22 protein-coding genes are annotated in these 22,988 nt (G+C 71.3%); 9 read left to right on the top strand and 13 right to left on the bottom strand.

All coding sequences use genetic code 11. The features are described from left to right. Window positions 1–5 precede the first annotated feature (5 nt). Genes ACIPJI_RS34130 through amaP form a run of 4 tightly spaced genes read left to right on the top strand, consistent with a single transcriptional unit; the run spans window position 6 to window position 1,876 of the window. Window positions 6–197 carry a hypothetical protein gene (locus ACIPJI_RS34130; RefSeq protein WP_307705715.1) on the top strand — a complete coding sequence of 64 codons (192 nt, stop codon included), beginning with the start codon at window positions 6–8 and terminating at the stop codon, window positions 195–197. 6 nt (window positions 198–203) lie between these two features. Continuing rightward, entirely contained in the window at window positions 204–593 is a 390-nt protein-coding gene (locus ACIPJI_RS34125; RefSeq protein ID WP_356624210.1) for a hypothetical protein, read from the top strand. Beyond that, the gene (locus tag ACIPJI_RS34120; RefSeq protein ID WP_402250752.1) at window positions 590–1,282 is read left to right on the top strand and encodes a DUF6286 domain-containing protein; all 693 of its coding nucleotides are present in this window, start codon (window positions 590–592) and stop codon (window positions 1,280–1,282) included. Before ACIPJI_RS34125 ends, ACIPJI_RS34120 begins: the two co-directional genes overlap by 4 nt. A 15-nt stretch (window positions 1,283–1,297) precedes the next feature. Next, a complete protein-coding gene (amaP, locus tag ACIPJI_RS34115; protein ID WP_356624212.1) occupies window positions 1,298–1,876 on the top strand; it encodes an alkaline shock response membrane anchor protein AmaP in 579 nt (192 codons plus the stop codon). Window positions 1,877–1,980: 104 nt separating this feature from the next. On the opposite strand, the gene ACIPJI_RS34110 is transcribed toward amaP, so the two are convergent. The 5 genes from ACIPJI_RS34110 to ACIPJI_RS34090 form a co-directional block, all read right to left on the bottom strand. Next, window positions 1,981–2,736, bottom strand: coding sequence for an SDR family oxidoreductase (locus ACIPJI_RS34110; RefSeq protein ID WP_356624213.1), 756 nt, complete (start codon window positions 2,734–2,736; stop codon window positions 1,981–1,983). 4 nt (window positions 2,737–2,740) lie between these two features. Continuing rightward, complete coding sequence (locus ACIPJI_RS34105) at window positions 2,741–4,525, bottom strand: glycoside hydrolase family 15 protein (RefSeq protein ID WP_356624214.1); 1,785 nt, start codon at window positions 4,523–4,525, stop codon at window positions 2,741–2,743. 30 nt (window positions 4,526–4,555) lie between these two features. After that, the gene (locus tag ACIPJI_RS34100) at window positions 4,556–5,341 is read right to left on the bottom strand and encodes an SURF1 family protein (RefSeq protein WP_402250750.1); all 786 of its coding nucleotides are present in this window, start codon (window positions 5,339–5,341) and stop codon (window positions 4,556–4,558) included. Between the two features lie 72 nt (window positions 5,342–5,413). After that, the gene (locus tag ACIPJI_RS34095; protein ID WP_100106509.1) at window positions 5,414–5,647 is read right to left on the bottom strand and encodes a hypothetical protein; all 234 of its coding nucleotides are present in this window, start codon (window positions 5,645–5,647) and stop codon (window positions 5,414–5,416) included. A 91-nt stretch (window positions 5,648–5,738) separates the two neighbouring features. Next, window positions 5,739–6,713, bottom strand: a complete 975-nt coding sequence (locus ACIPJI_RS34090) for a DEDDh family exonuclease (protein WP_402250747.1) — start codon at window positions 6,711–6,713, stop codon at window positions 5,739–5,741. A gap of 108 nt (window positions 6,714–6,821) precedes the next feature. Here ACIPJI_RS34090 and ACIPJI_RS34085 point away from each other — a divergent pair, with 108 nt between their 5' ends. Continuing rightward, entirely contained in the window at window positions 6,822–7,544 is a 723-nt protein-coding gene (locus tag ACIPJI_RS34085) for a VIT family protein (protein WP_307705708.1), read from the top strand. A gap of 7 nt (window positions 7,545–7,551) precedes the next feature. Here the strand turns inward: ACIPJI_RS34085 and ACIPJI_RS34080 are convergent, their stop codons facing one another. The 3 genes from ACIPJI_RS34080 to ACIPJI_RS34070 form a co-directional block, all read right to left on the bottom strand. Further along, window positions 7,552–10,662 carry an NACHT domain-containing protein gene (locus ACIPJI_RS34080; protein ID WP_402250745.1) on the bottom strand — a complete coding sequence of 1,037 codons (3,111 nt, stop codon included), beginning with the start codon at window positions 10,660–10,662 and terminating at the stop codon, window positions 7,552–7,554. A gap of 212 nt (window positions 10,663–10,874) precedes the next feature. Next, window positions 10,875–12,278 (bottom strand): CoA transferase, encoded by a 1,404-nt coding sequence (locus ACIPJI_RS34075; RefSeq protein ID WP_402250743.1) that lies wholly within the window; start codon window positions 12,276–12,278, stop codon window positions 10,875–10,877. 84 nt (window positions 12,279–12,362) lie between these two features. Next, the gene (locus ACIPJI_RS34070; RefSeq protein WP_356624221.1) at window positions 12,363–13,892 is read right to left on the bottom strand and encodes a S8 family serine peptidase; all 1,530 of its coding nucleotides are present in this window, start codon (window positions 13,890–13,892) and stop codon (window positions 12,363–12,365) included. A 255-nt stretch (window positions 13,893–14,147) separates the two neighbouring features. On the opposite strand from ACIPJI_RS34070, the gene ACIPJI_RS34065 reads away from it, so the two are divergent. The 3 genes from ACIPJI_RS34065 to moaA all read left to right on the top strand — a co-directional run bounded on the left by ACIPJI_RS34065 (window position 14,148) and on the right by moaA (window position 17,287). Further along, window positions 14,148–14,513, top strand: coding sequence for a DUF485 domain-containing protein (locus ACIPJI_RS34065; RefSeq protein ID WP_307705704.1), 366 nt, complete (start codon window positions 14,148–14,150; stop codon window positions 14,511–14,513). After that, the gene (locus tag ACIPJI_RS34060) at window positions 14,510–16,147 is read left to right on the top strand and encodes a cation acetate symporter (RefSeq protein ID WP_307705703.1); all 1,638 of its coding nucleotides are present in this window, start codon (window positions 14,510–14,512) and stop codon (window positions 16,145–16,147) included. Before ACIPJI_RS34065 ends, ACIPJI_RS34060 begins: the two co-directional genes overlap by 4 nt. A gap of 150 nt (window positions 16,148–16,297) precedes the next feature. Then, on the top strand, window positions 16,298–17,287 hold the full coding sequence (moaA, locus tag ACIPJI_RS34055; RefSeq protein WP_356624225.1) for a GTP 3',8-cyclase MoaA: 990 nt from the start codon (window positions 16,298–16,300) through the stop codon (window positions 17,285–17,287). On the opposite strand, the gene ACIPJI_RS34050 is transcribed toward moaA, so the two are convergent. Both ACIPJI_RS34050 and ACIPJI_RS34045 read right to left on the bottom strand, forming a co-directional pair. Continuing rightward, window positions 17,270–17,518, bottom strand: a complete 249-nt coding sequence (locus ACIPJI_RS34050; protein ID WP_307705701.1) for a hypothetical protein — start codon at window positions 17,516–17,518, stop codon at window positions 17,270–17,272. The two genes, moaA and ACIPJI_RS34050, sit on opposite strands and share 18 nt — an antisense overlap. A 191-nt stretch (window positions 17,519–17,709) precedes the next feature. Continuing rightward, a complete protein-coding gene (locus tag ACIPJI_RS34045) occupies window positions 17,710–18,084 on the bottom strand; it encodes a DUF3099 domain-containing protein (RefSeq protein ID WP_356624229.1) in 375 nt (124 codons plus the stop codon). Window positions 18,085–18,310: 226 nt separating this feature from the next. Here ACIPJI_RS34045 and ACIPJI_RS34040 point away from each other — a divergent pair, with 226 nt between their 5' ends. Beyond that, the gene (locus ACIPJI_RS34040) at window positions 18,311–18,589 is read left to right on the top strand and encodes a GlsB/YeaQ/YmgE family stress response membrane protein (protein WP_402250741.1); all 279 of its coding nucleotides are present in this window, start codon (window positions 18,311–18,313) and stop codon (window positions 18,587–18,589) included. 89 nt (window positions 18,590–18,678) lie between these two features. Here the strand turns inward: ACIPJI_RS34040 and tyrS are convergent, their stop codons facing one another. The 3 genes from tyrS to ACIPJI_RS34025 form a co-directional block, all read right to left on the bottom strand. Next, window positions 18,679–19,947 carry a tyrosine--tRNA ligase gene (gene tyrS / locus ACIPJI_RS34035; RefSeq protein ID WP_402250739.1) on the bottom strand — a complete coding sequence of 423 codons (1,269 nt, stop codon included), beginning with the start codon at window positions 19,945–19,947 and terminating at the stop codon, window positions 18,679–18,681. A gap of 105 nt (window positions 19,948–20,052) precedes the next feature. Next, window positions 20,053–21,447: a metallopeptidase TldD-related protein gene (locus ACIPJI_RS34030; RefSeq protein ID WP_402250737.1), complete on the bottom strand. Its 1,395-nt coding sequence runs from the start codon at window positions 21,445–21,447 to the stop codon at window positions 20,053–20,055. Beyond that, window positions 21,444–22,967: a TldD/PmbA family protein gene (locus tag ACIPJI_RS34025; protein ID WP_307705696.1), complete on the bottom strand. Its 1,524-nt coding sequence runs from the start codon at window positions 22,965–22,967 to the stop codon at window positions 21,444–21,446. Before ACIPJI_RS34025 ends, ACIPJI_RS34030 begins: the two co-directional genes overlap by 4 nt. Window positions 22,968–22,988: the final 21 nt, after the last annotated feature.

The following is a 22,988-nucleotide window of genomic DNA, read 5'->3' as shown; positions in this document are numbered from 1 at the left end:
CCAACATGAGCATGGCGGTGGTCGGACTGATGGCCGGCATGGCACTCGGTTTCGCCGGATACTTCGGCGGCTTCGGGGCGTTCCTGCTGGTGGCCGCCCTGGGAGCGGTCGGCTTCGTGATCGGCCGGTTCATCGAGGGCGACCTCGAGGTCGGCGATTTCATCCGGGGCCGCGAGCGTGGCGACGGGCGGCGGTGACGCGCCGTGGCAGACGCTGTCGCGGTGGCCGGCGCTTCCGGTCGTGACGCTCCCGCGGGCCGGGTGCCGCCCTCGGACCGGGGGTCGACCGCGATCGCCGACCGCGTCGTCGCGAAGATCGCCGCGCGGGCGGCGCGTGAAGCGCTCTCCGGTGTACCGGAGGGCGGCGCGCCGCCGCACGCCATGGTCGTCGTGCACCACGAGACGGCCCGGGTGCGGGTCAGCCTCGAGCTGGAGTACCCGTCCGACATCGGCGCTCAGTGCGGCGCGGTGCGTCGGCAGGTCGTCGAGCGGGTAAAGGCGTTGGCGGGGATGGAGGTCCCCGAGGTGGCGGTGCACGTCGAGCGGCTGCACTCCGCCCTCTCGCGCGGCACGGCGCAGGGGAGGATCCGATGACCGAACCGGACAGGCCCGCGGGCCCCGAAGAGCCGGCCCCCCAGGAGCGGGAAGCGCGCTCCTCACGGCCCGTTCTCGAAATGGACCAGTCCGCCTCCGCCTCCGCGTACAACCCGGTGGCGGACGACGACGGCGACGCCGGCAGGACCGGTCGCTTCTGGTCGGTGCGCCGGGTGCCCGCCGGGCTGCTCGCCCTCGTCGTCGTCGTGGGCGCGGGGTTGCTGCTGTACGACGTCGCCGCCGTGCGGGCCGACCGGTCCGCGATGCGCTGGCGGCGGTGGCTGGCCGATCACCTCGCCGAATGGCGCCTCGACGAGATCGCGGTGCTCGCCGGGGCTGGCGCGGTGATGCTGCTGGGCCTGTGGCTGATCCTTCTCGCGGTGACACCTGGGCTGCGCGCGCTGTTGCCGATGCACCGGTACCGGCCCCATGTACGGGCAGGACTGCGCCGTGAGGCCGCGGCCGTCGTACTGCGCGACCGGGCCATGGAGGTCTCCGGCGTGCAGACGGTACAGGTCCGGATGGGGCGTTCCCGCGCGTCGGTACGGGCGCGGGCGCACTTCCGCGACCTGGACGACGTACGCGCCGACCTCGACGAGGCGCTCGGCGCCGCCTTGAAGGAACTCGGCCTCGCCCGGCGCCCGGAGCTGGCCGTGCACGTCGGCAGACCGCCCGCGAAGAAGAGGTGAGGAACGGTGCAGGGGATGCTTCGAGCCGTCAACCGGGTCTTCCTCGGCCTCGCCGGGCTCGTCCTGCTGTGCGTCGGCGGTGCGGTCCTCGTGGCGGGCGCGGGTCTCTCCGTCCCCTCGTGGTGGCCTTACGACGGACGGCACGACGTACTGCTGAGCGACGCCGACCGGACGCGCTGGCGCGAGGAGGGCTGGTGGTGGCCGGTCGTCATCGCGGTGCTGGCGCTGCTGCTGATCCTCGGTCTGTGGTGGTTCTTCGCCCAACTGCGGCGCGCACGGCTGGCGGAGGTCCTGGTCGACAGCGGCGACGGCGAAGGCGCGCTGCTGAGGGGCCGGGCGCTGCAGGGCGCCCTGGAGGACGAGGCGGCGTCGCTGGAAGGCGTCTCCGGCGCGTCCGTCCTGCTGACGGGCCGCCGGACCGCGCCACAGGCGCTGGTGGCGCTGCGCCTGGAGCCGGACGCCTCGCCCGCCGGTACGCTGGCGCGGCTCTCGGACGAGGCGGTCGCGCACGCCAGGGACTCGGCGGGGCTGGAGTCCCTGCCGACGGAGGTACGGATGCGGGCGGCGAAGCACCGGGCCCGGCGGGTTTCCTGACGGTCGGGGTGCGGCCGTAACCGGTGCTCCGCCCCCGGACCGCCGTGCTTCGAACGCCGGCGGGGCAGGAATCGCCTCCGTCGGCGTTCGGGGGCACCGCCATATCAGAAGCCGTGGCGCGCCCCGCCGTCGATCGGGAGCATGACGCCGGTCAGATAGGACGCCGCCGGCGAGAGCAGGAACGCCGCCGTGCGGCCGAACTCCTCCGGGGTGCCGTAACGCCGCAGCGGGATGGCCGCCTCGTTGGCCCTGCGTGCCGCCTCCGCGTCGCCCGACAGGGCGTCCAGCTCGCGGACGCGGTCCGTGTCGATGCGGGAGGGCAGCAGGCCGACCACGCGGATGCCGCGCGGGCCCAGTTCGTCCGCCAAGGACTTGGCGAAGCCCGCGAGGCCCGGGCGGAGGCCGTTGGAGATGGTCAGGCCGGGGATGGGTTCGTGCACCGAACCGGACAGCACGAAACCGATCACACCGCCCTCGTTCAGTTCGGCCGCGGCCGTGCGCGCCATGCGGACGGCGCCGAGGAAGACGGACTGGAACGCGGCGGCCCACTGCTCGTCGGTGTTGTCCGCGGCGTAGCCCGGTGCCGGGCCACCGACGCTGACGAGGATGCCGTCGAAGCGGCCGAAGTGCGCGCGGGCGGCGGCGACGAGGCGTTCCGCGGCGGAGGGGTCGGCGTTGTCACAGGCGACGCCCACCGCGGCCGAGCCGAGTTCGGCCGCGGCGTCGGTGACCGTCTTCTCGTCGCGCCCGGTGACGACGACCTTCGCGCCGTCGGCGACGAGCGCCCGCGCGGAGGCGTTGCCGAGGCCCCTCGATGCGCCGGTGACGATGTAGACGCGGTCCTTCAGTCCAAGATCCATGGCCCTATCCTGCCGTCCTCTGCCCGGTGAGCGCGAGGGCCGTGGTCACCAGTCCGATGTGGCTGAACGCCTGCGGGAAGTTGCCGAGGTGCGCTCCCGTCGCGGGGTCGTACTCCTCGGAGAGGAGACCCACGTCGTTGCAGAGGCCGAGCAACTGCTCGAACAGTTCGCGGGCCTCCTTCTCGCGGCCCGTCATCCGCAGCGCGTCGGCCAGCCAGAAGGAGCAGACCAGGAACGCGCCCTCGCGGCCGGGCAGTCCGTCGACCTGGGTGGCGTCCTGGGTATAGCGGCGGACGAGCGGTCCACTGGCCAGCTCCCGCCGCACCGCGTCCACCGTGCCGACGACCCGGGGGTCGTCCGGGGGCAGGAAGCCGACGCGCGGGATCAGCAGGACCGCGGCGTCGAGCTCCGTGGAGCCGTACGACTGGGTGAAGGTGCCGCGGGCCGGGTCGAAGCCCTTCTCGCAGACCTCGCGGTGGATGTCGTCCCGCATGGCCCGCCAGCGTGCCGCGTCGCCGCGCAGCGACGGTTCGCCCTCGAGAGTGCGTACGGCGCGGTCGGCTGCGACCCATGCCATGACCTTGGAGTGGACGAAGTGACGGCGCGGACCCCGGACCTCCCACAGACCTTCGTCCGGCTCGCGCCATTTGGACTCGAGGAAGCCGAGCAGGCTCAGCTGGATGTTCCAGGCGTGTCGCTCGGGCGTGAGACCGGCCTGCCTGGCCAGGTAGAGGGACTCGATGACCTCGCCGTAGACGTCGATCTGCAGTTGGCACCTCGCCTCGTTGCCGACGCGGACCGGCGCCGAGCCGGCATAGCCGCTGAGCCAGTCCAGCTCCATCTCGGGCAGGCGGCGTTCGCCGGCCACTCCGTACATGATCTGCAGATCGGCCGGGTCGCCGGCGACGGCCCGCAGCAGCCAGTCCCGCCAGGCCGCGGCCTCGTCCAGGTAACCGACGGACACCATGGCGCTCAAGGTGAGGGTCGCGTCGCGCAGCCAGCAGAAGCGGTAGTCCCAGTTCCGTACGCCGCCGAGGTCCTCGGGCAGGGACGTCGTGGGCGCGGCGACGATACCTCCTGTGGGGGCGTACGTGAGCGCCTTGAGGGTGATCAGGGAGCGCAGCACGGCGTCGCGGTAGGGGCCCTGGTAGCGGCACTTCGACGACCATGTCTCCCAGTCCTGGAGGCAGTGGTCCAAGGACTCGTGCGGGTCGACGAGTGGGGGCCGAGGCTTGTGCGAGGGGTGCCAGGTGAGGACGAACGCCACCTTCTGGCCCTCCTCGACCGTGAACGACGAGCAGGTGCTGAAGTGCTGACCCCATGTCTTGACTTCCGGTTCGCTGCGCAGCCACACGGAGTCGGGTCCCGCGACCGCGACCCGGTGGCCGTCCTCGCGGCGTACCCACGGCACCACGGAACCGTAGTCGAACCGCAGCCGCAGGGTGCCGGCCATCTCGACCGAGCCGCTCAGGCCCTCGACGATGCGGACGACGTCCGGCGCCTCGTCACGCTGCGGCATGAAGTCGAGGACCCGGACCTTGCCGGTGCGGGTCTCCCACACTGTTTCCAGCACCAGTGACGCGCCGAGATAGCGGCGGCTGGTGCAGGCGCCCGCGCCCTTGGGCGCGATCCGCCAATGGCCGTTCTCCTCGTCGCCGAGGAGGGCGGCGAAGCATGCGGCGGAGTCGAAACGGGGAAGGCACAGCCAGTCGATGGAGCCGTCCTTGCCGACCAGTGCAGCGGTCTGCAGATCGCCGATGAGGGCGTAGTCCTCGATACGTTGGGTCACGCTCTGGCGTGTTCCCGCCAGAAGAGGACGCTAAGCAGCCGCGGGAGCAGGCTCGGACGTGGTCCGCTCCGCCGCCGCCAGGTCGCGCCTCTCCCGCCGGACGAGAACCACCCAGCCGACGGGAACCGCCGCTGCGAACAGCCACCACTGCACGGCGTACGCCATGTGGGCGCCGATGGAGTCGTGGTCCGGGGTCGGGATCATCTCGGGGCTGCCGCCTGCGGGCTTCGGCGCCGTCTGCTCCAGATAGCCGCCGAGCACCTGCCGGTCCAGCAGCTGCGCCTGCTGCTCGCTGTTGATCAGCATCACCTGGCGGGGCGGCAGGCCCTTCAGGTCCTTGATGCCGCTGGCGCCGGTCGTCTCGTCGGCCTTGAGCCGGCCGGTGACGGTCACGGTGCCCGCGGGGGCGGCCGGCACCTCGGGAAAGGCCTTCTGGTCGGCGGCGGCGGGGACCCAGCCGCGGTTGACGAGGACGGCACGGCCGTCGGCCAGCACCAGCGGGGTCAGTACGTGGAAGCCGACGCGGTCGTCGGCGTTGGTGCGGCGGCGGACGACCATCTCGTGGTCGGTGTCGAAGGTGCCGGTCGCGGTGATCTGCCGCCAGTAGTCGGAGCGCGGGACGGTGTGCCCGGGGGAGGTGAGCTCCTCCATCGGCACCGGCTTCGCCTCGAGGTTCCGTGCGATCAGGGCGTTCTGCTCGACCCTGCGCTCGTGCCGGTGCAGCTGCCAGAAGCCCAGCTCGATCATCGTGGGGATGAGAACGAGGCCGATGAGGGTGAGGATCACCCACTGCCGGGACAACAGGAAGCGGTACACGGCTTCGACCGTACCTGCTCGGCGCCGGGCCACGGACGGTGGGTCCCCGCCCGTGCCCCGGCCGGGCGCAGGTCACACCCTGTCGACGATGCCGGCCCTCCCCTCGGCGCGGGCGCAGTGGGCGCCGCAGTACCAGTGGCCCTCGACCTCGACACCCTGGCCGATGATCTGCACCCGGCAGTGCTCACAGATGGGCGCCATGCGGTGGATGGCGCAGGAGAAGCAGTCGAAGACGTGCACCGCGCCCTGCGCGTGCACCTCGAAGGACATGCCGTAGTCGTTTCCGCAAACCTCGCAACGTGCCATGCGCCACAGGGTGAAACGCTTCGGCGCCCCGGGCGAGCGGGCGGCGGGCGAGTCGCGCCCGGTTCACTCCGATGCGGGTGTCCGTCCGCCTCTACGCGTCCGGCGCGGGGGCGACGTCCCGCAGCAGCTGGGTGAAGGCGCCCTCGTCGACGACCGGCGTGCCGTACGAGGCGGCCTTGACGGTCTTGGACGTCGCCGCGTCCGGGTCGTTGGTCACCAGCAGACTCGTGAGCCGTGACACGCTCGTGGCGACGTGCAACCCCGCCTCGACGGCCCGGTCCTCGAGCAGTTCACGCTCCACGGAGGTGTCGCCGGAGAAGGCGACCCGCATGCCCTGCACCAGCTGCCCGCCCGGCTCGTACCTCCCGGGGTTGGCGTACGGGCACGGCGGCCGCTTGCGCGACGGGCGCCAGCTGCTGTGCCCGTACGACGACTGGTAGCCGACGCGGGGGGCGGCGGGAGCGTCCGACCACTCCGTCAGCGGCCGGCATTCGAGCAGCGGCAGCCGCACACCGTCACGGGCCGCGGTGTGCAGGCTCGGCCGGAACGCCTCCGCGAGTACGCGGGCGTCGTCCAGGGCATGGTGGGCACGCTGCTGCACGACCCCGTAGTGCGCGGCCAGCGACTCGAGCTTGTGGTTGGGCAGCGGGAGTCGTAGCTCCTTGGCGAGGGCGATGGTGCACAGCCGTTGCCGGGTCGGCGCCGCGCCCCGCGCACGCGCGTACTCCCTGGCGATCATGGACCAGTCGAACGTGGCGTTGTGCGCGACCAGGACCCGGCCGTCGAGCCGCGCGGAGAGCTCGCCGGCGATTTCCCCGAACAGTGGGGCGCCTTCGAGCGCCTCGCTCGTCAGACCGTGGATCCACACCGGTCCGGGGTCGCGCTCCGGGTTGACGAGCGTGTACCAGTGGTCCTCGACGTTGCCGTGGGTGTCGAGGCGGTAGACGGCAGCCGACACTATCCGGTCGTCACGGGCGAGGCCGGTGGTCTCCACGTCGACGACCGCGTACCCCTGTGGGTACGCGGCCGGCCACGTCGTCGCTGCGGTCCTACGGTCGTCGAGCATGGTCACAGAGAATACGGGCAGGCACCGACAGCCCTGTCCCGCCCCCAGCGCCCGAAGGCCGGGGTGTGGCTCCGCGTCCCCAACTTCCTTGCGTGAGAGGCTCCCCGGATGAGTGAAGCGACCGGCGGCGAAAGTCACGACGAGGCGCACTCCGGCGGACTCGGCACCCGCCTCAACTGGCTGCGCGCAGCCGTCCTCGGCGCGAACGACGGCATTGTCTCGACGGCGGGCATCGTGGTCGGTGTGGCCGGTGCGACGGACTCGCGGCCGGCGCTGCTCACCGCGGGCCTCGCCGGCCTGCTCGCCGGTTCGATGTCGATGGCGGCAGGCGAGTACGTGTCCGTCTCCACGCAGCGCGACTCGGAGAGGGCCGCGCTGGCGGTGGAGAAGCGGGAGCTGAAGGAACAGCCGGAGGCCGAACTGGAAGAGCTGACCCGCATGCTGGCCGACCGCGGCCTGTCGGAGGAGGTGGCCAGGGAGGCCGCCGTGCAGCTCACCGACCGGGACGCGCTGCGTGCCCACGCGCGGGTGGAACTCGGCATCGACCCCGACGAGCTGACCAACCCCTGGCACGCGGCGGGCGCCAGCTTCCTGGCGTTCACGGTCGGTGCGCTGCTGCCGCTGCTGGCCATCGTGCTGCCGCCGGCGTCGGCCCGCCTGTACGTCACGGTCCTCTCGGTGCTCGCGGCGCTGGCGCTGACCGGCTGGTGGAGCGCCCGGCTGGGCGCTGCCGCGGCCGGGCCCGCCGTCCTGCGCAACGTGTGCGGCGGGGCTCTCGCCATGGCGGTGACGTACGCCGCCGGTTCGGCGCTCGACGCGGTCGGCGTCTGAGGCGCTGTCAGGTCCTGACGCGCTTCACCTCGACGCGGTCGGGCGGGAAGCGGTCGATGCCGACGACCGGGGTGTCGTCGCTGACCGTGATCTTCAGTTCGGGCATCGCGACGAGCGGTCCGATGTCGACGGGCGCTCCGGACGGTGAGCACTGCCAGAGCTCCAGGGAAGTGAGCGCGGGCAGCTCGCGCAGCGCGGTGAGGCCGTTCGGCAGTTCGCACCGCCAGAGGTGCAGGTGCCGCAGCGTGGAGTGGCCGAGGAGCGGACGCGGGTCGAGAGGGTCGACCTCGTACAGGCTCAGACTCGTCAGCGACGGTGGCAGCGGCAGGCGCGCCAGTTGACGCAGCTGCGACTGGCCCGCGATCGTCAGCCCTTCCAGCAACGGCCACCGCTCGATGCCCTCCAGGCTCACGTAACGGGTCTGGTGGTGGAGCCCGAGGTGGACGAGGCCCGGTCCGACCGGCAGTTCCGCGAGGCTCTCGATGAGCAGCGGCTGGGAGAGATTCACGCTGCGCAGGTCGGGCATGTCCCGCAAGGGCTCGATCGAGACCTCCGGATGAACTTCCCAGAGCGAGAGTCGCTCGAGTCCCGGTCGCGCCAGCGGCCGCAGGTCGCGCAGTTCGGGGCACCGGCTCAGACCGACATCCTTGAGCCGCCGGAACGACGCGAGCGGTGTGAGGTCGTCCACCACGCCGTTCTCGTACAGGAAGAGCCACTCGGGGTCCTCCACCGCGAGCAGCGGAGTGAGGTCGTGGTGGTCGCCCGCCACGTGCAGGCGCCGGGCCTTGGGTATGTGGCGGAGGGCGCGGAGCTGTTCGGGCGTCTGGACATGCAGGTACGAGGTGTTCCACGCCCCGGCGGCCAGCACGTCCCTGGCGTACGACTCGGTGTCGAACGAGCCCCACGCCGTCGACACCTGGAACGCCACGGACAGCCGTGCGTCCTCCCGGAACCGCGCGGCCACCTCGAACGCGGCGTCCCCTTTGATCAGGGCCGCCGTGCGCACCACGGCCGCCGCCGTGTACTCCTCCAGGTCCTCAGGCCCCGGCAGCAGCTCCAGCACCAGTTCGCCGACCTTGGCGAGCTGCGCCGCGTCCTCCTGGGTGCGCGGGGGCAGCAGATCCTGCGTGCGCGACTGCACCGTCGCGCGGATCTCCGGGTCCAGCTCCGGGGCGTGCTCCAGACAGGCCGCGGCGAGCAGCACCAGACGGTGCCGGTGGCGCTGCGCCCGGTCGGCGCGGCGGAGCAGGTGCCGCAGCAGCCGGGCCCGTTCCTCGACGCGGGCGTGGCCGACGGCCATCTGCACCACGTCGTCCCACTGGTCGTCGTGCGCGTTCTGCACCAGGACCCCGAAGTCGCGAGCCTCCACAGCGGCCTTGGCGCCCAGATAGTCCTGGAACGTCCGGTGCACGAAGTCCACCGCACCCGGGCGGGGTTCACGCAGCAGACCGCTCCTGATGAGCAGATGGGAGAAGACCTGCTCGGGGTTGCCCTGCACCTGCGGCATGGCGGCCAGCCACTCGGCCACCATCTCCACCGCCTCGGCGCGCTCGGCCTCCACCTGACCGTTGCGGATGAGCCAGTACGCCAACCGCTGCAGCAGCGCCGTCTGCTCCTCACGCGTCAGATCGACACCCTCCACACCGACGATCTCCCGCTCGGTGTCCCGCCGCACCAGCAGCATGTCCAGCGCGGCGTCGTACAGCTCCTTGCGGGCGCGCGGCAGTTGCATCCTGCGGTCCCGGTTCAGCGCGCACAGCAGGGCGCACATCAGCGGGTTGGTGGCCAGCCGGCCCAGATCACGGCGGGTGGAGACGGCCTTGCGCAGGGACGTCTCGTAGGTGTCGAGCTGGGCGCGTTCGGTCTGGGACAGGCACTCCTGGCGCGCGGCCTCGTGCCAGTGGCCGATGAACGAGCGGATGTCGTCGCGCTCCATCGGCAGCAGCGAGTGCCCGACGAATCCCTGGCGGGACAGCCAGTCCTCCGGGACGGCCGACGGCCGGGTCGTCACCACGTACCGGGCGTCCGGATAGGCGGCGATCAGCGACTTCAGCCAGTTCTCCGTACGGTGCCGCTGCCGTGAGGGGATCTCGTCCACCCCGTCGACCAGGATCAGCGCCCGGCCGTCCGTCAGCAGCTTCTCCGTCCAGCCGGCGGGTGCCTCACCGTGCAGCGGGACCCCCGCCGCCCGTAGGAAGGCGTCCGGCATCGGCAGCGTGTCGGACGACGTGAAGGCGCGCAGCCGCAACAGGAAGGGCACGCACCGGTTCCAGTCCTCCAGATCCTTGCCGAAACTGCGCCGGGCGGCGTTCAGCGCGAGCCACTGCACCAGGGTGCTCTTGCCGGAGCCGGCGGCACCACGCAGGACGAGCCGGTCGGCCGAGGACAGGATCTGCTCCGCCTTCACGGCGACCTGTCCGGTCCGGGGCAGGCCGAAACCCTTCTGGTGGGGCCCGTCCCCGCTGACCGCCAGGGAGATGTACGCCGTGTCCAGCGGCCACTCGCTGCCGGACCTGCCGAGCGTGAGCCCGAACAGCTCCAGACGCCCGTGGGTCTCCGCCACATAGTCCGCGTACCGTCCCTCGAAGCCGAGGGCGACCGCCTCCGGACGCGGGCCGAGCCGGTCCCTGACGTCCTCGACGAGCGCTTCGGTGCGGCCCGCCCTGCGGGTCTGCTCCACCGCCGCCCGTGCCATGAACGACTGGTCGGCGGTCAGGTTCTCGACCATGTGCGCGCAGCACAGCCGCAGCAGCTCGTCGTAGAGTTCCACGCCCCGCTCTGCCAGGCCGGCCGCCGGGTCCCGCAGCGTCCGGAACAGCCGCTCCGGGTCGAGGTCCAGCGCGAACAGCCGGTCGGGACTGACCGTCCCCGCGGCCTGGACGGTGTCCCGTACCGCCTCGACGGCGGCCTCGCGCTCATGGTCGGGCAGGTCGGTGTACGGGTCCGAGAGCCGGCCCGCGAGCTTCTTCGCCACCGGGGCAGGGTTCGGCCGGGGGAGCGGCGCGGCCCGGCGGCCCGTCACCAGGCCCGCCCCCGGGCGGGCGGCGATCAGCGATTTCACGACGGTCACGGCCAGCGTCCCGGCCAGTCGTAAGACGACGGCTTCCAACCCCTGCACTGCGGTTCCTCCCCGTGAATTCACCGGCCACCGGATCGTACGGTCCGCGATCCGTGTCGCGCCGGTCATCGGTGCATGCCCGCGGTGCGGACGGGCCTACCCTCAGCGGGCGAAGACGGTCGCGGTCCGCGCACACACGCGGGACGTACTCCACCGGTCCGGCGCTCGCCGCGGCGGCTGTGCGACGGGTCGCCGGACACGCCGAAACGGCGTCAAGCGGCGGCGTTCTCCCACTTCGGCGCGTCCGTCCCCCAGATCCCGGGCGGGCGGGCCCAGTCGGCCGGTCCGCCGTCGTAGCCGACCGCCGGAACGGCGTGACGCAGGCGGCCCATGGGGCTGTCCCTCCCGGTGAGCCACCGATCGGCGTCGTACGCCGCCGGGTCCCCGTCCGGGGCCTTGACGAGACCTCCGGTCAGCCAGGCCGCCGTCTGTGTGAGAGCGGCCTCCACCAGCCGGGATCCGCCCGCGCCGTGCTGTCCGGTCAGCGCGCGCAGCACCCCGGCGGCCAGCAGGTATCCGGTGCCGTGGTCGAGGGCCTGGGCGGGCAGTGTGCCCGGGCGGCCTTCTTCGCCCTCCGTGGCGGCGATGCCGGTCGCCGCCTGGACCAGGCTGTCGAAACCGCGCCGCCCGTCCCACGGACCGTAACGGCCCCAGGCCGACAGCCGGGCCACGACCAGGCCCGGACGGCGCTCGGCCAGCGCCTGGGGAGAGAGACCGAACCGGTCGAGGGCGCCCGGTCGGTAGCCGGTCACCACCACGTCGGCCAGGGACAGCAGTTCCTCGAACGTGGCACGGTCGGCGACCGCGGCCAGGTCGAGCCGGGTGGACCGTTTCCCCACGCCGGTGTCGCTGTGGGCGTCCTGACTCTCCGGCAGATGCGGGGAGTCGATCCGCAACACGTCGGCGCCCAGCAGCGCGAGTGTCCGCGTGGCGACCGGTCCGGCCAGCACCCGGGTCAGGTCCAGCACGCGCAGTCCCGAACAGGGCAGGGACGCCCGGCCGTTCGCGGCTCGCGGCGGGCAGTCGTCGCCGAGCCGCTCCGCGCGCAGCAGCGGACGCCCGGCGGTGGCCGCACCCTGCGGGTGCTGCGCCCATTCGTCCCCGCTGCGCATGGCCACGGCAAGGCCGCCCGCCGCGTACACGCTCTCCTCTACGTCCACGGCGCGGCGTTCGCCGATCGCGCCTGCGGCGGCCTCGACGCCGGCGTCCTCGGGGAGGGACAGCGCGTCGAGCAACCGTGCCCGGTGGTGCGGGTAGTTGGCGTGGGTGCGCACCCATCCGTCCGCGGCACGCCAGAACCGGGACAGCGGTGCGAACGTGGTCGGCGCCACGCCGTCCACCCGCACCAGCCTGTCACTGAGGAACGCCGTCGTCACCGCACCGTCGTCGACGGTCACGGAGGGGACCTGACCGCCACCGCGCCGCGCGGCCAGCTCCGCGGCGGCGAGGGAGCAGACCGCGACGGTGGCACGCGCCAGCTCCATGACCGGCAGCCGGGAGGGCAGCGAGCCGCCGCCCTTGTGGACGACACGGCCGAGCAGAGCCGGATCACCACCCAGAGCCGCCCATGCGTGGGCGGTACCGCTGGACGGGAGACCGAGGGGTGAGTGGGTCATGCACTCACTATGGCACCGGCTGCCACAACGCAAGGGGCCCGGTGCGGATCGCGGATCGCGCACCGGGCCCCTCACATGAAGCTGCTAGCGGCGGACCGCGTCCAGAGCGTCGGTGACGCCCGTGCCGTAGAAGCCGTTGTCGCGCTCGCCACCCTCGCACACCGCGTCGACGGTGCCGTCGCCGTTGATGTCGTACGGGTTGGTGCACGCCGTGTCGTCAGCCTGCGCGTACAGCAGACCCTTTACCAGGGCCGGCGGTGCGTACGGGTGGGTCGACTTGATCAGCGCGGCCACGCCCGCGACGTGCGGGGAGGCCATCGACGTACCGGCCTTGTAGCCGTAGCCGCCCGGAACCGTGGACAGGATCCGGCCGTCGACCGCCGGCGCGTCCGGCGCCTGGTAGCGCGTCGAGTCGCCGCCGGGGGCGGAGATGTCGATCACGCCGTCGCCGTAGTTGGAGTACGAGGCCTTCAGGCCCTTCGCACCCAGCGCGGACACCGTGACGACGCCCGGGATCTGCGTCGGGATGTCGAGGCACTCGCGCGGGTTGACGACCCGCTCGACCGGGGTGGTGTCGTTCGGGCTCGTGGTGTCGGTGAGCTCGTCCGCCGCCAGGTCCATGCGGGAGTTGCCGGCCGCGGCGACGTTCACCGCGCCCTTGCCCTCCGCGTAGCGGGTGGCGCGGGAGACGGCCTCGACGAGGGCCTTCTGGTCCGCGTCGTTCTTGCAGTTGAACAGCCACGGGTCCGTGTAGTAGCTGTTGTTGGTCACGTCGACGCCGTGCTCCGCCGCCCACACGAAGCCGCAGACGACGGCCTCGGTGTAGAAGAAGCCGTCGGGCTGCGAGACCTTGATGCCGGAGACCTTCACGCCCGGCGCGACGCCGGTGACGCCGACGCCGTTCTTCGCGGCGGCGATCGTGCCCGCGACATGGGTGCCGTGGTCCGACTCGGTCGGACCGGGACGCCAGGCGCCGTCCGCCGTGTTCGGCACGCCGCCCACGCAGCTGACGGAGGCCTCACGGTCGAAGTTCGGCGCGAGGTCCGGGTGGGTGTCGTCGACACCCGTGTCGATGACGGCGACCGTGACCTTGTCACTGCCGAGCGTCTTCTCGTGCGCCTTGTCGGCCTTGATGGCCGGGAGGTCCCACTGCAGGGGCTCCAGCGGGTCCTGGCCCGAGGACGCCACCGCGGCGGAGGCCTTCGCCTCGTCGGCGGTGAGCGGACGCTCCGACTCGATGGCCATGTCGGCCGACGGCGCCAGAGGCGCGGTGCGCGTGGCACCGGCCGACGCCACGCCCCGCACACCGCGGATGGTCGTGGCGAAGTCCGGGTTCTGCGAGTGGACGACGATGACGCCTATCTGGTCGTAGGCCATCACCACCGTTCCGCCGGCCTTGGCTATGGCCTTCTTGACCGACTTCGCGGTGCCGTGACCGCCCTTCACGTTCACGACGTACGACAGCTTGGGTCCGTCCGCCTGGACCGCCGCAGGTACGTCGTCGACCGGCGCCGCCGTAGCGGCCCCCGCGGGCAGGAAGCCGAGCGAGGCCGTGAGCGCCAGACCGGCGGGCAGCGCGAGTGCGCGGCGCCGTCTGGATCCCAGATGAGCCATGGGTTCTCCACATCATCCGTGACAACCGCCCAGACACCCCTGTGCGAATGGGCGGGTACATGACGAGCGAAGCTATCGCTGATCAAGGTCCGAATTCAATGAGTTCGCGAAGGAAGTACAGAAGAAAAAGACCAGGGCTGAACCAGTTCGGCGCGTGCCCCGTGCCGTTGTCAGGGAGTGGAGCAACATCGAACCGCCCCTGCCAGTGACATCCCCGAGTCAATCCCCACCGCCCCCGCGTCGCGAGGAGATTCCGTGACCACCGATGCACCGCCGCCCGAGCGCGGTACGCAGACCAGCACCGTCAAGCCCACGACCCAGTCGTTCGCGCAGGTGCAGCAGAGTGCGGAATTCGGCGAACTGCGCCGCACATACCGTTCCTTCGCCTTCCCCCTGACCGTCGCGTTCATCGCCTGGTACCTGCTCTACGTCCTGCTCTCGAACTACGCCGGCGGCTTCATGGGCACGAAGCTCTTCGGCAACATCAACGTCGCTCTGGTCTTCGGCCTCGCGCAGTTCCTGACCACGTTCCTCATCGCCTGGTTCTACTCCCGGCACGCCGCCGCGAAGCTCGACCCGAAGGCCGAGGCCATCAAGTCCCGTATGGAGGCCGACGCATGAGCCCCGCCCTGCACCTCGCGGCCTCGAGCGCCACGACCGAGCACCGGCCGCTGATCATCACACTCTTCGCGGCCTTCGTCGTCGGGACGCTGTTCATCACCGTCTGGGCCGGCCGGCAGACCAAGGACGCCGCCGACTTCTACGCGGGCGGACGCCAGTTCACCGGCTTCCAGAACGGCCTCGCCATCTCGGGCGACTACATGTCGGCCGCCTCGTTCCTCGGCATCGCCGGCGCCATCGCCCTCTTCGGCTACGACGGCTTCCTCTACTCCATCGGCTTCCTGGTCGCCTGGCTCGTCGCCCTGCTGCTGGTCGCCGAGCCGCTGCGCAACTCCGGCCGCTACACGATGGGCGACGTCCTCGCCTACCGGATGCGCCAGCGCCCGGTCCGTACCGCCGCGGGCGTCTCCACCATCGTCGTCTCGATCTTCTACCTGCTCGCGCAGATGGCGGGCGCGGGCATCCTCGTCTCGCTGCTGCTCGGCATCACCAGCGACGGCGGCAAGATCGCGATCGTCGCCCTCGTCGGTCTGCTGATGATCGTCTATGTGACCATCGGCGGGATGAAGGGCACCACCTGGGTGCAGATGGTCAAGGCCGTCCTGCTCATCGCGGGCACCCTGCTCATCACGTTCCTGGTGCTGTGGAAGTTCAACTTCAACATCTCCGACCTGCTCGGAGAGGCGGCGAAGAACAGCGAGGTCGGACAGAAGGGCAACCCCGACGCCTTCCTCGAGCCCGGCCTCAAGTACGGCGTCGACGGGATGACCAAGCTCGACTTCATCTCCCTCGGCATCGCGCTCGTCCTCGGCACCGCCGGACTCCCGCACATCCTGATCCGCTTCTACACGGTGCCCACCGCCAAGGCCGCGCGTAAGTCCGTCAACTGGGCCATCGGCATCATCGGCGCGTTCTACCTGATGACCATCGCGCTCGGCTTCGGCGCCGCCGCGATTGTCGGACCCGCGGAGATCAAGGCGTCCAACCCGGCGGGCAACACCGCTGCCCCGCTGCTCGCCCTGCACATCGGCGGCGTCGACTCCGCCTGGGGCGCGATCCTGCTCGCCGTGATCTCGGCCGTCGCCTTCGCCACCATCCTCGCCGTCGTCGCCGGACTCACGCTGGCCTCCTCGTCGTCGTTCGCGCACGACATCTACGCCAACGTCATCCGCAGGGGACAGGCCACGGAGAAGGAGGAGGTCCGCGCCGCGCGCTGGGCGACCGTCTTCATCGGCATCGTGTCCATCGCCCTCGGCGCGCTGGCCCGCGACCTGAACGTGGCCGGTCTCGTCGCCCTCGCCTTCGCTGTCGCCGCCTCGGCCAACCTGCCCACGATCCTCTACAGCCTGTTCTGGAAGAGGTTCACCACCCAGGGCGCCCTGTGGTCCATCTACGGAGGCCTCGCCTCCTCGGTGTTCCTGGTGCTGTTCTCGCCGGTGGTCTCCGGCAGCCCGTCCGCGATGTTCCCGAGCGTGGACTTCGCATGGTTCCCGCTGTCCAACCCGGGTCTCATCTCCATCCCGCTGGGCTTCCTGCTCGGCTGGCTGGGCTCGATCCTGACCAAGGAGAAGCCCGACGAGGGCAAGTACGCCGAGCTCGAGGTCAAGTCCCTCACCGGCATCGGCGCCCACTGAGAGGAAACCGACACACGCATGTCAGCGGCCGCGTCGTAGGGTCCTACGACGCGGCCGTGCCGTACCTCGTGCCAATCGGGCCCTGGTGTTGTCGGCGCCGTCGCGTAGGCTCGAAACCGTCGGATCCGCGAATAGGGGAGGGGGCCCACAGTGCTCATCGACACCTACGGCCGAGTGGCCACTGACCTGCGCGTTTCTCTGACGGACCGGTGCAATCTGCGGTGTACGTACTGCATGCCGGAAGAGGGCCTCCAATGGCTGGCCAAGCCCGACCTGCTCACCGATGACGAAATCGTCCGCCTGATCCGCATCGCCGTCACCGACCTCGGCATCACCGAGGTGCGCTTCACCGGCGGTGAGCCGCTGCTGCGGCCGGGACTCGTCGGCATCGTCGAGCGCTGCGCCGCCCTCGAGCCCCGCCCCAAGATGTCCCTCACCACCAACGGCATCGGACTCAAGCGCACCGCCGCTGCCCTCAAGGCCGCCGGCCTCGACCGGGTCAACGTCTCCCTGGACACCCTGCGGCCCGACGTCTTCAAGACCCTCACCCGTCGCGACCGCCACCACGACGTGCTCGACGGCCTCGAAGCCGCCCGCGCCGCCGGTCTGACCCCGGTCAAGGTCAACGCCGTCCTGATGCCCGGCATGAACGACGACGAGGCCCCCGACCTGCTCGCCTGGGCCGTGGAGCACGACTACGAGCTGCGTTTCATCGAGCAGATGCCGCTCGACGCACAGCACGGCTGGAAGCGTGACGGCATGATCACCGCGGGGGACATCCTCCAGTCCCTGCGGACACGCTTCACCCTCACCCCCGAAGGCGACGCCGCGCGCGGATCCGCGCCGGCGGAGCGGTGGCTCGTCGACGGCGGGCCGCACCGGGTCGGCGTCATCGCCTCCGTCACCCGTCCGTTCTGCCGCGCCTGTGACCGGACCCGGCTCACCGCCGACGGTCAGGTGCGCACCTGCCTCTTCGCCACCGAGGAGACCGACCTGCGGGCGGCGCTGCGCTCGGAGGCGCCCGACGAGGAGATCGCCCGCATCTGGCGGCTGGCGATGTGGGGCAAGAAGGCCGGATCCGGTCTCGACGACCCGTCGTTCCTTCAGCCGGAGCGGCCCATGTCAGCCATCGGCGGCTGACCCGGCCCCGGCACCCCGCTCCCACTCCTCCAGCGTCACGACGTCCTTCAGGAAACCGCGCACCCCGAGGAACTGGGACAGGTGCTCGCGGTGCTCGTCGCACGCCAGCCACGTCTTGCGACGGTCCGGAGTGTGCAGCTTCGGGTTGTTCCAGGCGAGGACCCAGACGGCGTCGGTACGGCAGCCCTTGGCCGAGCAGATCGGGGTTTCGTCACTCACCGGAAGATTCACGGGATCATTGTCCCAGCATGGCGACGCCGAGCAGCCACGGGGGGAGCTGCCCGGCGTCGGTCCGTCGCTCCGACGGGGGATGCGGAGCGCGTACGCAGTATGTCACGGGGGACAGGGTGCGGTGCACCGGAACTTCATGATTGATCTGAGCTTTTCTTGAGCTTCACGAGCCCGCCGGACACCGCTCGCGATCAGCGCTGCCCGGCCCCCGGACGGTCCTCCTGGAAGGGCTCCGCCTCCGGCTCCGGTTCCGCCGCGCGCTGCCCGGGGCCCGCCTCGACGGCCGGCCGGACCGGGGGCTCGACGAACGTCGACGGCAGCGAAGGGGCGTTCTCCCGCCCGGCGTTGGCGATGACGACGGAGATGTACGGCAGCAGCACACCGAGCACCAGCGCCACGATCGCCACATGGCGTTCCACGTTCCACAGGACCGCCGCGAGGATCACGGCGACCGTCCTGATCGACATCGAGATCACATAGCGGCGCTGCCTGCCGCGGACGTCGTCGGCGAGGCCCTGCCGTGCGCCGGTGATCCGGAAGACCTCGGTCCCACCGTGCTTCCGCATCGTGCTCCACCACCCGATTTCCCCGCGCCGGACGTTCGGCGGAAATTCCCTGCTCGGACCCTCCACGGTACGCCTGGGCTGCGCCGCGTTCGAGAGCGGGGCCGCCGATGTCTGCGTGCCCGGCCTGCGCAGACGCACGTACGGCTGACTTCGACATGCGCCGTACGGCCTACGGGCCGAGACTGGCGACGTAACTGCTCACGCAGGGCCGTACAAGGAGGCAGCCATGGGCTGGTTGTGGGCGATCGTCGTGGGATTCGTGCTGGGCCTGCTCGCGAAAGCGATCATCCCAGGCAAGCAGCACAGTCCCCTGTGGCTGACCACCATCTTCGGCATCATCGGCGCCGTCATCGGCAACGCCGTCGCACGTGGTTTCGGCATCGAGGAGACCAGCGGCATCGACTGGGGCCGGCACGCACTGCAGCTCGCGGCTGCCATCGTCATCGTCTTCCTGGGCGACATGGCCTACACCGCCGCCCGCGGTAAGAAACGGCATCACGCCTGACGAAGACCCGTGGCCGGGTGGGCGATCACGCCCACCCGGCCACGGTCATGTCCGCTCCGGTCACCCGGCCACGGAATGTCCCGCTCCGGTCAGCCGGCCGCGACCTCGACCGCCGCCAGGTTCTTCTTGCCCCGGCGCAGCACCAGCCAGCGGCCGTGCAGCAGGTCGTCGCCGGCCACCACCGCGTCCTCGGCGGTCACCTTCACGTTGTTCACGTAGGCGCCGCCCTCCTTCACCGTGCGGCGGGCGGCGGACTTGCTCGGCGCCAGACCGACCTCGGTGAACAGGTCGACCACCGGCAGCAGCTCGCCTACCCGCGCGTGCGGCAGCTCGGCGAGGGCGGCACGCAGTGTCGCCTCGTCCAGGTCCGCCAGCTCGCCCTGCCCGAACAGCGCCCGAGAGGCGTTGATCACCGCGGCGCACTGGTCCTCGCCGTGCACCAGCGTCGTCAGCTCCTCCGCCAGCGCGCGCTGCGCGGCCCGTGCCTGCGGCCGCTCCTCGGTCTGCTTCTCCAGCTCCTCGAGCTCCTCGCGGCTCTTGAAACTGAGGACCCGCATGTAGCGGGAGATGTCCCGGTCGTCCGTGTTCAGCCAGAACTGGTAGAACGCGTACGGCGTCGTCATCTCCGGGTCGAGCCAGAGCGTTCCCGTCTCGGACTTGCCGAACTTGGTGCCGTCGGCCTTGGTCATCAACGGCGTGGCCAGGGCGTGCACGTCGGCGTCCGGCTCGAGCCGGTGGATCAGGTCCAGGCCCGCGGTCAGGTTGCCCCACTGGTCGCTGCCGCCCTGCTGCAGGGTGCAGCCGTAGCGGCGGTACAGCTCCAGGAAGTCCATGCCCTGCAGCAGCTGGTAGCTGAACTCCGTGTAGCTGATGCCCTGCTCGGACTCCAGGCGGCGGGCGACCGAGTCCTTGGTGAGCATCTTGTTGACGCGGAAGTGCTTGCCGATGTCCCGCAGGAACTCGATCGCGGACATGCCCGCGGTCCAGTCCAGGTTGTTCACCATGATCGCCGCGTTGTCGCCCTCGAAGGACAGGTAGGGCTCGATCTGCGAACGCAGCCGGTCGACCCAGCGCGCGATCGTCTCCGGATCGTTCAGCGTGCGCTCCGCGGTCGGCCGCGGGTCGCCGATCTGCCCCGTCGCCCCGCCGACCAGCGCGAGCGGGCGGTGCCCGGCCTGCTGGAGGCGGCGGATGGTGAGCACCTGCACCAGGTGACCGACGTGCAGGCTCGCCGCGGTGGGGTCGAAGCCGCAATAGAACGTGACAGGACCGTCCGCGAGAGCCTTGCGCAGGGCCTCTTCGTCGGTGGACTGGGCCATCAGCCCGCGCCACTTCAGCTCGTCGACGATGTCCGTCACGGTGTCGTGTCTCCTTGGAACAGTGGAAACCCCGCTGGGTGGTAGCAGGGCGCTACCACCCAGTCTATTGGTGACCGGGACCCGGCCCGACCGGATATCCGGCGCTCACACGCCCTTGCTCACCGAGCTCATGTTGAAGTCCGGCACCCGCAGCGCGGGCATCGAGGCCCGGGTGAACCAGTCACCCCACTCACGCGGCAGCGTCTTCTCGCTGCGCCCGGCCTCCGCCGTACGCGAGAGCAGATCGACGGGCGACTCGTTGAACCGGAAGTTGTTGACCTCGCCGACGACCTCGCCGTTCTCCACCAGATACACGCCGTCCCTGGTCAGACCGGTCAGCAGCAGCGTCGCCGGGTCGACCTCGCGGATGTACCAGAGGCATGTCAGCAGCAGACCGCGGGCCGTGCCGGCCACCATCTCCTCCAGGCTGCGCTCACCGCCGCCGTCCAGGATGAGGTTCCCGGCCCCGGGCGCCACCGGCAGGCCGGTCAGACCGGCGCTGTGCCGGGTGGTCACCAGATGATCGAGCTTTCCGTCCCGCACCCAGTCCGTCGCCGTGATCGGCAGCCCGTTGTCGAAGACGGAGGCGTCGTCGCCGGAGGAGTGGGCGATCACGAAGGGGGCCGACTCGAGGCCAGGCGCGTGCGGGTCGCTGCGCAGGGTCAGCGGAAGGGGGGACAGCTTCTCGCCGACGCGGGTGCCGCCGCCCGGCTTGGAGAAGACCGTGCGGCCCTCCGCAGCGTCGCGGGCCGCGGATGACCACATCTGGTAGATCAGCAGGTCGGCCACCGCGGTGGGCGGCAGCAGCGTCTCGTACCGGCCCGCGGGCAGCTCGGTCCGGCGCTGCGCCCACACCAGGCGCTGCGCCAGCTCGGCGTCCATGACGGCCGGGTCGACGTCCTTGAAGTCGCGCGTGGAACGGCCCGCCCACGCAGAGCGCGTGCGGTCCGGGGACTTGGCGTTCAGCTCGAGGGTGCCGTTCGGCTGGTCGTGCCGCAGCCGCAGCCCGGTGGAGGTGCCCACATACGTGGAGGTCATCTCGTGGTTGGCGAAGCCGTACAGCTCCCTGCGGCCTGCCCGGGCCCGGGCGAAGGCCTCGCCGAGGGCCGGTGCGAAGTCGGCGAACACGGCGGAGTTGGTCTCGGCGGGCGGGTCCGTGAAGTCGGGGGACGCCGGGGTGCCCTCGACCAGCGGCTGGGCGTCCTCCGCCGGACCGGCGCCGCGGGCGGCCGCCTCGGCGGCGCGCACCAGCGGCTCGAGGTCGGCGGCGGTCACCGCGGACCGGGACACCACACCGGAGGCGGTTCCCTCCGAGCCGTCGACGGTCGCGATGACGGTGAGGGTGCGGCCGCGGGTGACGCCGTTGGTGGTCAGGGTGTTGCCGGCCCAGCGCAGATTGGCGGACGACTCCTCGTCGGCGATGACGACACAGCCGTCGGCTGTGGACAGCTCGAGAGCCCGCTCGACGATCTCGTGCGGCTTGGTCGTACGGGGGCTCATCGGCCGGCCTCCTGCGTGGTGTTCAGAATGTTTACGCCCCGGAAGAGGGCGGAGGGGCAGCCGTGGGAGACCGCGGCGACCTGGCCCGGCTGGGCCTTTCCGCAGTTGAAAGCACCGCCGAGCACATAGGTCTGCGGGCCGCCGACCTGCTCCATGGAGCCCCAGAACTCGGTGGTCGTCGCCTGGTACGCGACGTCCCGGAGCTGTCCGGCCAGCCGGCCGTTCTCGATCCGGAAGAACCGCTGCCCGGTGAACTGGAAGTTGTAGCGCTGCATGTCGATGGACCACGACCGGTCGCCGACCACGTAGATCCCGCGCTCGACCCCGCCGATCAGGTCCTCCGTCGACAGGCCGCCCGGGTCCGGGCGGAGCGACACGTTCGCCATCCGCTGCACGGGGACGTGCGCGGGGGAGTCGGCGTAGGCGCAGCCGTTGGAGCGGCCGAGGTTCGTCAGCTTCGCGATCCGCCGGTCCAGCTGGTAGCCGACCAGCGTGCCGTCCTTGACCAGGTCCCAGCTCTGCGCCTCGACGCCCTCGTCGTCGTACCCGATCGTCGCCAGCCCGTGCTCGGCCGTGCGGTCGCCGGTCACGTTCATCACGGACGAGCCGTACGCCAGCTTCCCCAGCTGGTCGAAGGTCGCGAACGAGGTTCCCGCGTACGCGGCCTCGTAGCCGAGCGCCCGGTCCAGTTCGGTGGCGTGGCCGATCGACTCGTGGATCGTCAGCCACAGGTTCGACGGGTCGACCACCAGGTCGTAGCGGCCGGACTCGACGCTCGGCGCGCGCATCTTCTCCGCGAGCAGCCCGGGGATCTCCTCCAGCTCCCGGTCCCAGTCCCAGCCCGTGCCGGTCAGGTACTCCCAGCCGCGGCCGGCCGGCGGCGCGATCGTGCGCATCGAGTCGAACTCGCCGCTGGTGCCGTCGACGGCGACCGCGGTGAGCTGTGGGTGCAGCCGGACCCGCTGCTGGGTGGTGACGGTGCCGGCCGTGTCCGCGTAGAACTTGTTCTCGTGGACGGTGAGCAGCGACGCGTCCACGTGCGCCACGCCGTCCGCCCGCAGCAGCCGGCCGCTGAAGTCGGCGAGCAGTGCGGTCTTCTCCTCGTCGGGTACCTCGAAGGGGTCGATCTCGTACGAGGAGATCCACGTCTTGTCCGAGTGCACCGGCTCGTCCGCCAGCTCCACGCGCTCGTCGGACCCGGCCGCCGCGATCACCTTCGCCGACAGCTTCGCCATCGCCACCGCCTGGCCCGCGACCCGAGCCGCGGCGTCCATGGTGAGATCCACCCCCGAGGCGAAGCCCCATGCACCCCCGTGCACGACGCGCACGGCGTACCCGAGGTCCGTGGTGTCGGAGGAACCGGCGAGCTTGGCGTCACGCAGCCGCCAGGAGGCACTGCGTACGCGCTCGAGACGGAAGTCGGCGTGCTCGGCGCCGAGCGCGCGGGCCCGGGCGAGTGCCGCGTCGGCGAGCGCCCGCAGCGGCAGTGCCGTGAAGGCTTCGTCGATGGAATGAGGCACGGATGTCTCCTGTCGTCGCGA

Origin of the sequence: Streptomyces sp. NPDC086835 (genome assembly GCF_044745705.1) — a bacterium.
GTDB lineage: Bacteria > Actinomycetota > Actinomycetes > Streptomycetales > Streptomycetaceae > Streptomyces.
Note: the sequence above shows the minus strand (reverse complement) of the source record. Positions and strands in the feature narration are given on the sequence as shown.

Coding starts and splice junctions, on each gene's coding strand:
- ACIPJI_RS34060 (WP_307705703.1), top strand. CDS start 14,510: ATGAGCCCCGCCCTGCACCTCGCGGCCTCGAGCGCCACGACCGAGCAC.
- ACIPJI_RS34070 (WP_356624221.1), bottom strand. CDS start 13,892: ATGGCTCATCTGGGATCCAGACGGCGCCGCGCACTCGCGCTGCCCGCC.
- ACIPJI_RS34040 (WP_402250741.1), top strand. CDS start 18,311: ATGGGCTGGTTGTGGGCGATCGTCGTGGGATTCGTGCTGGGCCTGCTC.
- ACIPJI_RS34130 (WP_307705715.1), top strand. CDS start 6: ATGAGCATGGCGGTGGTCGGACTGATGGCCGGCATGGCACTCGGTTTC.
- ACIPJI_RS34030 (WP_402250737.1), bottom strand. CDS start 21,447: ATGAGCCCCCGTACGACCAAGCCGCACGAGATCGTCGAGCGGGCTCTC.
- ACIPJI_RS34120 (WP_402250752.1), top strand. CDS start 590: ATGACCGAACCGGACAGGCCCGCGGGCCCCGAAGAGCCGGCCCCCCAG.
- ACIPJI_RS34095 (WP_100106509.1), bottom strand. CDS start 5,647: ATGGCACGTTGCGAGGTTTGCGGAAACGACTACGGCATGTCCTTCGAG.
- ACIPJI_RS34085 (WP_307705708.1), top strand. CDS start 6,822: ATGAGTGAAGCGACCGGCGGCGAAAGTCACGACGAGGCGCACTCCGGC.
- ACIPJI_RS34090 (WP_402250747.1), bottom strand. CDS start 6,713: ATGCTCGACGACCGTAGGACCGCAGCGACGACGTGGCCGGCCGCGTAC.
- amaP (WP_356624212.1), top strand. CDS start 1,298: ATGCTTCGAGCCGTCAACCGGGTCTTCCTCGGCCTCGCCGGGCTCGTC.
- ACIPJI_RS34075 (WP_402250743.1), bottom strand. CDS start 12,278: ATGACCCACTCACCCCTCGGTCTCCCGTCCAGCGGTACCGCCCACGCA.
- ACIPJI_RS34110 (WP_356624213.1), bottom strand. CDS start 2,736: ATGGATCTTGGACTGAAGGACCGCGTCTACATCGTCACCGGCGCATCG.
- ACIPJI_RS34045 (WP_356624229.1), bottom strand. CDS start 18,084: ATGCGGAAGCACGGTGGGACCGAGGTCTTCCGGATCACCGGCGCACGG.